The organism is Pseudomonas sp. RV120224-01b, from assembly GCF_003208145.1.
In the GTDB taxonomy this organism is placed as follows: domain Bacteria; phylum Pseudomonadota; class Gammaproteobacteria; order Pseudomonadales; family Pseudomonadaceae; genus Aquipseudomonas; species Aquipseudomonas monteilii.
Map to the genome: position 1 here is coordinate 93,986 of NZ_QKMQ01000019.1, position 13,718 is coordinate 107,703.

9 protein-coding genes are annotated in these 13,718 nt (G+C 63.6%); 4 read left to right on the top strand and 5 right to left on the bottom strand.

From position 1 onward, the window contains the following. Positions 1-6 precede the first annotated feature (6 nt). Both N436_RS23955 and mobA read left to right on the top strand, forming a co-directional pair. Positions 7-3,135: an efflux RND transporter permease subunit gene (locus N436_RS23955; RefSeq protein WP_110742112.1), complete on the top strand. Its 3,129-nt coding sequence runs from the start codon at positions 7-9 to the stop codon at positions 3,133-3,135. Between the two features lie 61 nt (positions 3,136-3,196). Further along, complete coding sequence (gene mobA / locus N436_RS23960; RefSeq protein ID WP_110742113.1) at positions 3,197-3,772, top strand: molybdenum cofactor guanylyltransferase MobA; 576 nt, start codon at positions 3,197-3,199, stop codon at positions 3,770-3,772. 128 nt (positions 3,773-3,900) lie between these two features. On the opposite strand, the gene N436_RS23965 is transcribed toward mobA, so the two are convergent. The 5 genes from N436_RS23965 to peaA all read right to left on the bottom strand — a co-directional run bounded on the left by N436_RS23965 (position 3,901) and on the right by peaA (position 10,236). Further along, positions 3,901-5,574 (bottom strand): fatty acid CoA ligase family protein, encoded by a 1,674-nt coding sequence (locus N436_RS23965; RefSeq protein ID WP_110742114.1) that lies wholly within the window; start codon positions 5,572-5,574, stop codon positions 3,901-3,903. Positions 5,575-5,712: 138 nt separating this feature from the next. After that, entirely contained in the window at positions 5,713-6,834 is a 1,122-nt protein-coding gene (gene peaD / locus N436_RS23975; protein ID WP_110742115.1) for a quinohemoprotein amine dehydrogenase subunit beta, read from the bottom strand. 32 nt (positions 6,835-6,866) lie between these two features. Next, a complete protein-coding gene (qhpC, locus tag N436_RS23980) occupies positions 6,867-7,190 on the bottom strand; it encodes a quinohemoprotein amine dehydrogenase subunit gamma (protein ID WP_012272119.1) in 324 nt (107 codons plus the stop codon). 1 nt (position 7,191) lies between these two features. Then, the gene (gene peaB / locus N436_RS23985; RefSeq protein ID WP_016713979.1) at positions 7,192-8,622 is read right to left on the bottom strand and encodes a quinohemoprotein amine dehydrogenase maturation protein; all 1,431 of its coding nucleotides are present in this window, start codon (positions 8,620-8,622) and stop codon (positions 7,192-7,194) included. A 48-nt stretch (positions 8,623-8,670) separates the two neighbouring features. After that, positions 8,671-10,236 (bottom strand): quinohemoprotein amine dehydrogenase subunit alpha, encoded by a 1,566-nt coding sequence (gene peaA, locus N436_RS23990; RefSeq protein ID WP_105947593.1) that lies wholly within the window; start codon positions 10,234-10,236, stop codon positions 8,671-8,673. A gap of 494 nt (positions 10,237-10,730) precedes the next feature. Between peaA and N436_RS24000 the strand changes: the two genes are divergently transcribed. Both N436_RS24000 and N436_RS24005 read left to right on the top strand, forming a co-directional pair. Then, positions 10,731-12,224: an aldehyde dehydrogenase gene (locus N436_RS24000; RefSeq protein ID WP_105947592.1), complete on the top strand. Its 1,494-nt coding sequence runs from the start codon at positions 10,731-10,733 to the stop codon at positions 12,222-12,224. Positions 12,225-12,379: 155 nt separating this feature from the next. After that, positions 12,380-13,693: a hypothetical protein gene (locus N436_RS24005; protein ID WP_105947591.1), complete on the top strand. Its 1,314-nt coding sequence runs from the start codon at positions 12,380-12,382 to the stop codon at positions 13,691-13,693. The last annotated feature ends 25 nt before the right edge of the window (positions 13,694-13,718 follow it).

Here is a 13,718-nt window from a genome sequence, read left to right on the forward strand (position 1 = left end):
TGATTCATGCCGCAATTCTTCATCGACCGCCCGGTGTTCGCCTGGGTGGTCGCACTGTTCATCCTGTTGGCCGGCGCGCTGGCCATCCCGCAGCTGCCGGTGGCCCAGTACCCGAACGTGGCCCCGCCGCAGGTGGAAATCTACGCCGTGTACCCAGGCGCCTCCGCCGCGACCATGGACGAAAGCGTGGTCAGCCTGATCGAGCAGGAGCTCAACGGCGCCGACAACCTGCTGTACTTCGAGTCGCAAAGCAGCCTGGGCAGCGCCACCATCACCGCCACCTTCGCCCCGGGCACCAACCCGGACCTGGCCCAGGTTGACGTGCAGAACCGCCTGAAGGTGGTCGAGTCGCGCCTGCCGCGCCCGGTCACCCAGCAGGGCCTGCAGGTAGAAAAGGTGTCTACCGGTTTCCTGCTGCTGGCCACCCTCACCTCTGAAGATGGCAAACTCGACGAAACCGCGCTGTCGGACATTCTCGCGCGCAACGTGATGGACGAAATCCGCCGCCTCAAGGGCGTCGGTAAAGCCCAGCTGTACGGTTCGGAACGCGCCATGCGCATCTGGATCGACCCGCGCAAGCTGATCGGCTTCAACCTCACACCCAACGATGTGGCCGAGGCCATCGCGGCGCAGAACGCCCAGGTCGCGCCCGGCAGCATTGGCGACCTGCCCACCCGTGGCACCCAGGAAATCACCGCCAACGTGGTGGTCAAAGGCCAGCTCAGCACACCGGAAGAGTTCAGCGCCATCGTCCTGCGCGCCAACCCGGACGGTTCCACGGTCACTGTCGGTGACGTCGCCCGGGTCGAGATCGGCGCCCAGGAATACCAGTACGGCACCCGCCTGAACGGCAAGCCGGCAACCGCGTTCAGTGTGCAGCTGTCGCCGGGGGCCAACGCCATGGAAACCGCCACCCTGGTGCGGGCGAAAATGCAGGACCTGGCGCGCTACTTCCCGGAAGGCGTCAAGTACGACATCCCCTACGACACCTCGCCGTTCGTCAAGGTGTCGATCGAGCAGGTCATCAACACCCTGTTCGAAGCCATGCTGCTGGTGTTCGCAGTGATGTTCCTGTTCCTGCAGAACCTGCGCTATACGTTGATCCCGACCCTGGTGGTACCGGTGGCGCTAATGGGCACCTTCGCGGTCATGCTGGCCATGGGCTTCTCCGTCAACGTGCTGACCCTGTTCGGCATGGTGCTGGCCATCGGCATCCTGGTCGACGACGCCATCGTGGTGGTGGAAAACGTCGAACGCATCATGGCCGAAGAAGGCCTGCCGCCCAAAGAGGCCACGCGCAAGGCCATGGGCCAGATCAGCGGCGCGATCGTCGGCATCACCCTGGTGCTGGTGGCGGTGTTCCTGCCCATGGCTTTCATGCAAGGTTCGGTGGGGGTGATCTACCAGCAGTTCTCGGTGTCGATGGCGGTGTCGATCCTGTTCTCGGCATTCCTGGCCCTCAGCCTGACCCCGGCGCTGTGCGCCACCTTGCTCAAACCGGTCGCCAAGGGTGAGCTCCATGAGCGCAAAGGCTTCTTCGGCTGGTTCAACCGCCGCTTCGAAAGCCTGAGCAATGGCTACCAACGCTGGGTGATGCAGGCGCTCAAGCGCAGCGGCCGCTACCTGCTGGTGTACGCGGTGCTGCTGGCGGTGCTGGGCTACGGTTTCAGCCAGTTGCCCACGGCGTTCCTGCCCACCGAAGACCAGGGCTACACCATTACCGACATTCAGCTGCCACCCGGTGCCAGCCGCATGCGCACCGAACAGGTGGCCGCGCAGATCGAGGCGCATAACGCCGACGAAGCGGGCGTAGGCAACACCACGCTGATCCTGGGTTTCAGCTTCTCGGGTAGCGGGCAGAACGCAGCACTGGCATTCACCACGCTCAAGGACTGGTCCGAGCGTGGTGCCGACGACAGCGCCCAATCAATTGCCGACCGCGCGACCATGGCCTTCACCCAGCTCAAGGACGCTGTGGCCTATGCCGTGCTGCCGCCGCCTATCGACGGCCTGGGCGAGTCCACCGGCTTCGAATTCCGCCTGCAGGACCGTGGCGGCATGGGGCACGCCGAGTTGATGGCTGCCCGCGACACGCTGCTGGCCAATGCCGGCAAAAGCAAGGTATTGACCAACGTGCGTGAAGCATCGCTGGCCGAAAGCCCGCAGGTGCAACTGGAAATCGACCGCCGCCAGGCCAATGCCCTGGGCGTTTCGTTTGCCGATATCGGCTCGGTGCTGGACGTGGCGGTGGGCTCCAGCTATGTCAACGACTTCCCCAACCAGGGCCGTATGCAGCGGGTGGTGGTGCAGGCCGAAGGCGACCAGCGTAGCCAGGTCGAAGACTTGCTGAAAATCCACGTGCGCAATAGCAGCGGCAAGATGGTGCCACTGGGCGCGTTCGTCCAGGCCAAGTGGGTCAGCGGGCCGGTGCAGCTGACCCGTTACAACGGCTACCCGGCGGTGTCGATTTCCGGCGAACCGGCAGCAGGCTACAGCTCGGGCGAGGCGATGGCGGAAGTCGAGCGCCTGGTCGCCCAGTTGCCGCCTGGCGCCGGCCTGGAATGGACGGGGCTGTCGCTGCAGGAACGCTTGTCCGGCAGCCAGGCACCGATGCTGATGGCGCTGTCGTTGCTGGTGGTGTTCCTGTGCCTGGCAGCGCTGTACGAAAGCTGGTCGATTCCCACCGCCGTGCTGCTGGTGGTGCCCCTCGGCGTACTGGGTGCGGTGCTGGCCGTGACCCTGCGCGGCATGCCCAATGACGTGTTCTTCAAGGTTGGCCTGATTACCCTGATCGGTCTGTCGGCGAAAAACGCCATCCTGATCATCGAGTTCGCCAAGCACCTGGTCGACCAGGGCGTGGATGCCGTCGACGCTGCGGTGCAGGCCGCCCGCCTGCGCCTGCGCCCCATCGTGATGACCTCGCTGGCATTCATCCTCGGCGTGGTACCGCTGGCCATCGCCAGCGGCGCCAGCTCGGCCAGCCAGCAGGCCATCGGTACCGGGGTGATCGGCGGCATGCTCAGCGCCACCTTGGCGGTGGTGTTTGTGCCGGTGTTCTTTGTGGTGGTGATGCGGCTGGCGGGGCATCGCCAGGCGCATTACGCCGACACACAACCGGTTGCCAAGGAAAGCTGACTGGACAAGCCCCGCGTGACATGGGAGGGTTCCCGGCAATGACTGCCCGGAGCCCTTTTTCATGCCTGATTCACTCCCCCCCTGCTCCACCCTCATCCTTGCCGGTGGCCGTGGCCAGCGCATGGGCGGCCGTGACAAAGGGCTGATCGACTGGAAGGGCGAGCCGTTGGTGGCGCATGTGCAGCGGGTGGTGCGGCCATTGAGCGATGATCTGGTGATTTCCTGCAACCGCAACCAGGAGGCCTACCGGGCGTATGCCGACCAGTTGGTGGGCGATGCCGAGGCGGACTTCCCCGGGCCGTTGGCGGGGGTGATTGCCGGGCTCAAGGTGGCGCGGCATGAGTGGGTGGTGTTGCTGGCATGCGATGCGCCGCGGGTTGACCGGGTGTTGATCGAGGATTTGCTGCGGTTGGCGGTGGCGAATGACAGTGCGGCGATGGTGCGCCAGGGTGGGTATTGGCAGCCGATGTTCAGCGTGCTGCCACGGCGGGTGCTGCCGGTGCTGGAGCAGGCCTGGATGACGGGTGAGCGGAGTTTGCAAAAGGCATTGCTGCGCGAGGCGGTTCAGGGGCTGGAATGTGCCAGCGATGATCAGCGGCTAAGCAATTTCAACAGCCCGGAGTTGCTGCAAGGCTGAAGTCATTTGCCGCCTCTACCGGCCTCTTCGCGGGTAAACCCGCTCCTACAGGGCCCGTATATTCCCGAGGACAACGCTGTACGTGTAGGAGCGGGTTTACCCGCGAAGAGGCCGGCACAGGCAATACATCAGCCGACAGAAAGCTCCTCGACACTGATCTCTCGCATCCTGAACTTCTGCACCTTGCCCGTCACCGTCATCGGAAACTCGTCGACAAAGCGGAAATACCGGGGCACCTTGAAGTGCGCAATCCGCGCCCTCGCCCACTCACGCAGCTCATCCTCACTGGCGGTATGCTCCGGGTGCAGCCGCACCCAGGCCACGATCTCTTCGCCATACTTGCTGCACGGCACGCCAATCACCTGCACATCGGCCACCGCCGGGTGGGTAAAGAAGAACTCTTCCAGCTCACGCGGGTAGATGTTTTCGCCGCCACGAATGATCATGTCCTTGCTGCGCCCGACAATGCGCACATAGCCCTGCTCGTCCATCACCGCCAGGTCGCCGGTGTGCATCCAGCCTTCACCATCAATGCTTTCTGCGGTGGCCTTGGGGTTGTTCCAGTAACCGAGCATCACGCTGTAGCCACGGGTACACAGCTCGCCTATCTCGCCACGCGGCACGGTGTTGCCGTCAACGTCGACCACCTTGTTCTCCAGCCGTGGCTGGGTGCGGCCGACACTGGTCACACGGCGCTCCAGGTCATCGTCCGGCCCGGTCTGCAATGACACCGGGCTGGTCTCGGTCATGCCGTAGGCAATCTGCACCTCGGCCATGTGCATTTCGCCGATCACCCGGCGCATCACCTCGATCGGGCAGGTGGCACCGGCCATGATCCCGGTGCGCAGGCTCGACAGGTCGAATTCCGCGCGTTGCGGGTGGTCCAGTTCGGCGATGAACATGGTCGGCACGCCATACAGCGCGGTCGCCTTTTCCTCTGCCACAGCGCGTAGCGTGGCCAGTGGGTCGAAGGCATCGTTGGGGTAGATCAGGGTGCTGCCGTGGGTCATGCAGCCAAGGTTGGCCATGACCATGCCGAAACAGTGGTAAAGCGGCACCGGCACCACCAGCCGGTCGTGTTCGGTCAGGCCCAGGCTTTCGCCGACCATGTACCCGTTGTTGAGGATGTTGCTGTGGCTGAGGGTCGCGCCCTTGGGGAAACCGGTGGTACCCGAGGTGTACTGGATGTTGATCGGGTCGTCGCAGTGCAGTTGCGCCTGGCGCTCGGCCAGGGCCTCACGGCTGATTGCATCGGCACGGGCCTGCAATTCATGCCAGGCCAGAAAGCCTGGTGGTGGTGCGGCCGCCAGGCTGACCACGCCGCGCAGCTCCGGGAAGCGCTCGCAGATCAGCGCCCCCGGCTGGCCTGTGCTCAGGCCAGGCACCAGGCCCAGCAGCATGGCGTGGTAGTCGGAGGTCTTGAACGCGTCGGCGCAGATCACCCAGCGGCAGCCGGACTGGCCGAGGGCGTAATCCAGCTCGCTGGAGCGGTAGGCCGGGTTGATATTGACCAGGATCGCGCCGACCTTGGCACTGGCGAACTGGGTGATGCACCACTCGGCGCAGTTGGGTGCCCAGATGCCCAGGCGGTCGCCGGGTTGCACGCCCAAGGCCATCAGGGCTCGGGCGTGCTGGTCGACGGCCTCAGCCAGTTGCTGCCAGGTGTAGCGCAGGGCCTGGTGGCGGACCACAAGGGCTTCGCGGTCGGGGAAGCGGGCGACGGTGGTGTCGAAGGCATCACCGATGCATTGGCTGAGCAGGGCTTTGTCCTGGTTGCCCTGGGAGTAGCTTGGCTGGGGCATGGGCGTTCTCTTGTTGTTTTTGTATTGTCTGGGCCGGCCCTATCGCCGGCAAGCCAGCTCCCACAGGTACTGCGCAAGTCTCAATGACTGTGGTGACCTTGTGGGAGCTGGCTTGCCGGCGATGAAGCCAACACTGGTTTAACGAATGAACACCTGCGGCGTCGTGGTCGACATGTCACCACCCGGCAACTTAATGTTCTTCACCTTCTCCAGCGTCTCGGGGTTGAACACCGCCAGGTCGTTGAAGGTGCCGCCCAGGTACAGCTTGTCGCCCTTCTTGTCGAACGTGACGCAGTAATAGGTGTGCTCCAGATTAGCCGCCTTGATCAGCTTGCGCTGCTTGATGTCGTACTTGGCCAGGCGGTTGAGCACGCCGTAGATCTGGTTCGGGTCCTTGGGCGAACGCAAGCCGGTGAAATACAACTCGGTCAGGTCGGCAAACTCCTGGGTGTGGGTCTTGCCGGTCTTCAGGTCGACGCTCAGGTAGCCATACAACAGCTCGGCCTCGTTCGGGTCCTGCTTGGCATCCTTGAACTTGGCAATGGTGTACAACATCGAGAACTCGTGGCGCGGGTTCTGGTGCGGCCAGAAGTACAGCACGTCCGGGGCGCTGTAGCCTTTGCGGTTCCAGTTGCGCAGCGGCAAGGCCACCGAATGCTTGCCGGTCTTCACGTCCATCTTGTAAATATCCGGCCCGGCAAAATACAAGGTGCCATCGTCGGCGGTGCGCATCAGGTATACCTGGCGCGGCATCGGGAAGGTACGTATCGGCTTGGCCTGCAGGCCATCGCCGGTACTGAACACCTCAAGCCGTGGCGGCTTGACCACGTAGTGGTCGTTCAGCATCTGGGTCGGGTTGACCGTGGCGTACACTTCCTTGCCGTCGGGGCTGATGGCGAACGAGTACATCGACCGGCCCACTTCACCCGCCACACTGGACAGGTTGGCGTGGAAGGTGTTCTTGCAGGTGTCCAGGTCGATGCCGTAGATGTCGCCGTAGTGGTTGTTCAACACGTAGGCGGTGCGGTTGTCCGGCGCCATCATTGCGGTGCCGGGGCCGAACTTGTCGGGCATGACGCAGCTCTTGTACACCGTATCAGTGGCCACATCGACTACATGCAGGTTGTTCGGGTAGTTGGTCACGATCATGTATTCGTGGCCAGCCTTCAGTGCCGGCCCGGTATCGTCGGCCTGTGCCAGGCCGGTACACGCCATGGCGGCGATGGTGAGCGCGAGTGGCGCGCAGCGTCCAGCTTTCATGCGGTTTCCCCTTGTCATTCTTGTTGGGCCGGTCACTTGTCTTTCGGGAACACAGTGCCGAGGTTGCGCCAGTCATCCGCCGAGTTGGTGGCCTGGGCGTTCCAGTCCTGATAGGTGCTCATCATGTCCGGCACCTGGGCCGGCCACCAGCAAGGGTCGGAGCAGCCATACAGGTCGGCTTCCATCGGCTGGCACAGCGAGCTCACGCCACCAAAGGCGTCCACTTCCCAACCCGGGTCGGTGGTGGCCGTACAGCCGGCCACTGCACTCATGGCCATGACTTCTTCGACGCGGTCTTCGGCAGCGGCCTGTTCGAGGATGCGCGCCTTGTTGTTCAGGGGCTTCAAGTGCTTCATGTCAGTGCGCCTTCCGCGGGGTGATGTAGCGATCGATGAAGGCCGGGTTGGCGGCCATGATGCGGCTGTAGACTTCGATGCCGAAGTCGACCCAGTCGCGCATCAGTTCGCAGTAGTGATACGTCGGGTGCTGCGGGTCGCCGTAGCGCGCATAGCTTTCGTGGTAGCAGCCGCCAGAGCACAGGTTGCGGATACGGCAGCTCTCGCAGCCGGTGTTGCTCCGGTCCAGGCGCTGCGACAGGAAGTCGTTGAGCTGCGCCTGCTTCACGCCCTGGTGCACGTTGCCGAAGGTCGGCAGGCTGGAGCCGGTGAAGCGGTGGCACAGGTTCAGTTCGCCTTCATGATCCACCGCCAGCATCTTCAGCCCGGCACCGCACGGCAGCGCCTTCTTGTGGCCTTCGTGGATGTCGGTAATCAGCTGGTGCAGGTTGGAGAACCCGATGTTGCGGTGTTCCAGCGCGGCTTCCAGGTAACGGCGGCCCAGCGCCTTCATGTTGGCGAACACCTCGATCAGTTCGTCGCCGGTGAGGTTGAAGTCGGCCATGTCGCCGGAGGTGACCGGGGCAAAGCCAACCTCGGCAAAACCCATTTCGTTGAACAGGTGGTTCCAGATGGTTTCGACATCGGTAATGCCGCGGGTCAAGGTCACCCGCGCCCCTACCGGGCGGCTGGTGTAGCGCGACAGCAGCAGGTCGGCCTTGCGCCGCACCACGTCATAGGTGCCCTGCCCGCCCACGGTGATACGGTTGCGGTCGTGCACGGTCTTGGGGCCATCGATGCTGATCGACAAGCCGAAGCGGTGGGCATTGAGCCAGTCGATGATTTCTTCGGTCAGCAACGTGGCGTTGGTGGTCATGATGAACTCCACCGCCTTGCCCGCCTCGGCGAAACGCCGCTCGCAGTAAGCCACCATATGCTCGATCAACGGCCGGTTGGACAGCGGTTCGCCACCGAAGAACACCACGCTGTAGCGCTCCTCGTTGGGCGATTCCTTGAGCAGCATCTCCACCGAGGCTTCGGCGGTGGCGGTGCTCATCTTCTTGCCGGCGGACGGCTTGTCCAGGTCTTCCTTGTAGCAATAGGTGCAGCTGAGGTTGCAGCCGGTGTTGACGTTGAGCACCACGGTATTCAGCGCGGTGCGCTCGACCTGCCTGAGGGCGATTTCCGGGGTCAGCGGCGAGCCGTCGCTGACCAGTTCCAGCGCGATCAGCTCGCGCAGGGTGTCCTGGATATCGTCGCCGGCAAACTGTTGGCCCAGGCGCTGCATCAGCTCCTCGGCCGAACAACCTTGCTGGCGCAAGGCGTCGATGATGCTGCCGGTCACGGCATCTGTGGCAAACAGCGAACTGCTGGGTATATGGAACAGCATGCGGTCGGCATCGACCTGCACTTCATGCAGGTTGCGTTCGACCAGGTTCAGTAGTGCGCCCATGGCGACCTCCCGATAATCGATCCGTTGGAAAACCGTTGCGCCCTGCCGTTACGGCAGCGGCGGGTTGTTCCAGCGCTGAACGGTGACGATCATGTGCCCTTCGCCAGTCTGGCCACCGTCGGCCAGGGTGGCGATGACCTTCAGGTTACCGGCGTTGTTGGTCATCATCTTGCGCTCAGGGTTGGGGCCGGCACCGCCTGGCACGAACACGCCATCGGCCTGCATCTTGCCGGCAAACTTGACGTCCTCATCCTCGACCGCACGTTCGTTGAACGGCTCGACTTTCCAGGTGGCCGGCAGGTAACCGATGCGCAGCGGTTGGCCGCTGGCGTCTTTACCCCAGGCCTCGGCTTCGAAACGGCCCTGCACTTTCGGTACCGAAGCACCGTTCTCGCCAATGCGGGCAATGGAGAATGCCGGCACGACCTTCACTTCCTCGACCTTGTCGTATACCGCCAGGTTTGCACCTTTGAGCGCGCCCACTGCAACCTCGCGCTGGCCAGGCTTGGCATTGGCGGCTGCGCGGGCCTTGACCCGCACCAGAGTGGGGGTTTGCTCCAACACTTCGGTCACTTCCACCCCGGCGCCCAGGTCGGGCTTGCCGTCCAGGCCGCTGCCTACCAAGGTGATCTCGCTTTCGCCGCCTGCCTTGATGAATGCCGGCTGTACCGCCAGCAGGCGTGCCTTGCCTTCCTTCACCGCAGTGAAGTCCAGGCCACGTTCATCGTGCTCGGCCTCGAACATGCGGCCTTTCATTTCGCCATCCAGTGCCGCGAACACCTGACGCAGGTTGGCATCGCCCACCTTGACGTTACCGCGCCACTCATAGCCGTTGTACAGGATTGCCGTGCCACTGCCGTTGAACGGCGTGCCATCGGCATAAGCGCCCTTGACCTCCACCTTGAAGGCATCGCCCTGGTCAGCCGTAACGCTCATCACCCCGCGCACATCGCCCTTGGCCAGCATGTGCCCGCTGAAGGCCCATTGCCCCGGCAGCACATCGGCGTTCGGTTTGGCCTTCTGCCACTCGGCCCAGGCCGGGTTGTCCAGCGGGTAACGCTTGGCAAGTTCCGGCACCACCTGTTGCAGGGCAATCGGCAGCCAGTCGCGGTCACGCGCCTGGGCCTGGTATTCGAGGGACGGCCATTGGCCGAGGTGGAAGTTGACCAGGTGCTCCCATTCCTTGGCCGGGCGGCGCTGCAAGGCAACGCGGGCACCGGAGTGGCAACGGCCACAGGTTTCGCTGAGCTGGGTATCGAAGTGCTCGACGGTGTTCAGCCGGCGTTCCATGGCGTAGCGCACACCATCGGTTTCGCTGGGCGCCAGGCCCTGCTTGTCGGCCAGGTACTTGACCAGCGTGCGACGGTCGTCGTCGCTGATCTGCAGGCCGTGCATCACCTGCATGCGGGCGATGCTCATCAGCCAGCCTTCCGGCGTTTTTCGCTGGTGGCTGATACGGCTGTAGGTATCGTTGCCTTCGGGGATATGGCACCCCATGCACTTGTTCTGCAACAGGCTCGGGCCCTGCTCGGCCGCCATGGCCTGGGTGCTCAGCAGCGCGGCGGCGACCAGCGCCAGTTTGCCCGCATGCCGCCGGAGTCGAGTCGTCTTCAAGGTCAGACCTCCACGGTTGTTGTTCTTATCGTTTTTCGCACGCTTTGGTACAGCAGGTGTGCATGTGACAGTTGTGATACAGGAACTGTGCCAGTTGCTGTAAAAGCGTTTTCTTTCAGGCTTTTAGGCCGTTTTCCGGGCGTAACCGGAAGCAAAGATGGCCAATTGCAGCGTGCCATTTCGCGACAAGGTGTTTCATCCTGAGACAGGGCCTGCTGTGCAGGCCTTCGCGGGCTCGCCCGCTCCCACAGGAATTGCGAAATGCCTGAGCCCAACGCTGTACCTGTGGGAGCGGGCAAGCCCGCGAAGAGGCCAGCACAGCCACTGTTTCATCACCGTCTCACACCGTCTCAATGTGCAACAGCGCACACCGGCAATCACAACCTTGCATCCAGGCGAAACCCAATGCCTTCAACACCTTGCGGCCACTTGCCCACCTTGGCACGGCCATTGCGCCTGTGCCCGTCACATCCAATGACAAGAGGCACAGCCCCATGCTTTCCGAACTGCCCATCCTGCCCGCCACCCGCGCCTTTCTCGAACGCAAGCTGAAGATGCGCATCGGCGCCGACTGGCAGGACGCCGCCAGCGGTCGCACCCTGTCGTTCCGTAATCCGGCCACTGGCGAGGTACTGGGTGAAGTGCCCGCCGCCGAGGCCGAAGACGTCGACCGCGCCGTACGCGCTGCGCGCCAGGCCTTCGACGATTCGCCGTGGAGCCGCCTGCGCCCGCGTGAACGGCAAAACCTGCTGTGGCGCCTGGCCGACCTGATGGAGCGCGACGCCCGCCAGCTGGCCGAGCTGGAATGCCTGAACAACGGCAAGAGCGCCGCCGTGGCCCAGGTGATGGACGTGCAGTTGGCCATCGACTTTTTGCGTTACATGGCCGGCTGGGCCACCAAGATCGAGGGTAGCACCGTCGAAGCCTCCATGCCGTTGATGCCCAACGACCAGTTCCACGGCTTCGTGCGCCGTGAGGCCGTCGGCGTGGTCGGCGCCATCGTCGCCTGGAACTTCCCGCTACTGCTGGCCTGCTGGAAGCTCGGCCCGGCCTTGGCCACCGGCTGCACCGTGGTGCTCAAGCCCGCCGATGAAACCCCGTTGAGCGTGCTCAAACTGGCCGAACTGGTCGACGAAGCCGGTTACCCGGCGGGCGTGTTCAACGTGATCACCGGTACCGGCCTTAATGCCGGTGCCGCGCTCAGCCGGCACCCCGGCGTGGACAAGCTGACCTTCACCGGCTCTACCGAAGTCGGCAAGCTGATCGGCAAGGCGGCCATGGACAACATGACCCGCGTCACCCTGGAGCTCGGCGGCAAATCGCCAACCATCGTCATGCCCGACGCCAACCTGCAGGAAGCGGCTGCCGGCGCCGCCACGGCGATCTTCTTCAACCAGGGCCAGGTGTGCTGCGCCGGCTCGCGCCTGTATGTACACCGCAAGCACTTCGACAACGTGGTGGCCGACATCGCGGGCATCGCCAATGGCATGAAACTGGGCAGCGGCCTGGACCCGGCCGTGCAAATGGGGCCGCTGATTTCAGCCAAACAGCAGGACCGCGTCACCGGCTACATCGAGCTGGGTCGCGAATTGGGCGCGACCATCGCCTGCGGTGGCGAAAGCTTTGGCCCAGGCTACTTCGTCAAGCCGACAGTGATTGTCGATGTCGACCAGCGCCACCGCTTGGTGCAGGAAGAAATCTTCGGGCCGGTACTGGTGGCGATGCCGTTCGATGATATCGACGAAGTGATCGGCATGGCCAACGACAACCCCTACGGCCTGGGCGCGAGCATCTGGTCCAACGACCTGGCAGCGGTGCACCGGATGATCCCGCGTATCAAGTCGGGGTCGGTCTGGGTCAACTGCCACAGCGCGCTGGACCCGGCATTGCCATTTGGTGGCTACAAGATGTCTGGCGTTGGCCGTGAGATGGGCGCAGCTGCCATCGAACATTACACCGAGCTCAAATCGGTGTTGATCAAGCTCTGATCTTGTTTCCTGTACCGGCCCTATCGCCGGCAAGCCAGCTCCCACAGGTATCCACTGCCCTCAGGTCCTGTGCCGTACTTGTGGGAGCTGGCTTGCCGGCGATAGGGCCGGTACAGGCAATACAAAAACAACAATAAAAACCATGGAGCAAAACCATGAGGCACACACTTGCCTGCACATTGGCCCTGCTGTTAACCGCACCCGCCAGCCAAGCCTACGAGCTGTACAACCAGAACGGCACCATCCTCAACGCCGACCTTGAAGCCCTGTTTGGCGTCTTCCACAGCGACGAAAGCTTCAACCAGGCCGGCAACCGCCAGCCCGGCAGCACCGCCTGGCAGGAGGGCTACATCAAATACGGCCTCAGCGGCAGCCAGGCCCTGCCCGATGCCGGCGCACTCTACGGCGCGTTCAACCTGCTCAGCTCCGCCACCTGGGGCGACGGCGATGCCGCCGGCCTGACCCTGGGCGACGAACGCCGCACCGCCATCGAAGACCTCTACCTGGGCTGGCGCTCGGCCAACCTGTTCCCGGCTTTGGGCGAAGACGGCGTGGACATTTCTGGCGGCCGCCAGGTGGTGACACTGGGTGACGGCTTCCTCATTCAGGGCGACCCGGTGAACCTGGGCAAGGTCGACCTGGGCGCCAACTTCGACCGTGGCGGCGCCTACTACCTGGCCGCCCGGAAGGCCTTCGACCGCACCGCAGTCCTGCGCCTGGGCGGCAAACAAGGCTGGCGCGGTGACCTGATGTGGCTGAAGTCCGACAACCACTACCAGGCCGACACGTCGCTGGCAGTAGCCAACCTGGAACACGTCGCCGACGCCGGCACCGTGGGCGTCAGCTGGATACGCGGGCTGGACCTTGACCAGCGCTATGCGCAGATCATGGGCCTGGAACACCGCGACGGCATGGACACCGCCAGCCTGCGCGGGCGCGGTAACCTGGGCGTGAAAGACCTGGAGCTGGCCGCCGAATACGTGACCCAGGACAAGACCGGTGGACGTGAGAATGCCTGGTATCTGGAGGGCAACTGGACGTTCTCCGAGCTACCCTGGTCGCCCACCGCGACCTACCGCTACAGCCGCTTTTCCGAAGGTTTCGACCCGCTGTTCTATGGCCTGAGCCGGGGCTATGGCACCTGGTTCCAGGGTGAAGTGGCGGCCAACTATGCTGGGCCGTTCAACAAGAACAGCCAGGTACACCACGTAGCGCTGAAGGGCAAGCCACGGGACAACCTGACCGTGGGCGCACTGTACTTCGACTTCGACACGCTGGACACGGACCAGGGCAACCTCGGCGGACGGGAGCTGGACCTGTATGTGGAATGGATGGTCAACGACCACTTGCTGATCAGCCCGCTGGTGGGGTTCTACAAGCCGGAGCGTAGTGCGGATAATGGCGGCACACAACTGGGCGGGCGGGATACCGGGGCCTACATGCAGTTGATTGTCGGGACCTTCTTCTGATTCAAAATCCTGGGGCTGTTACGCA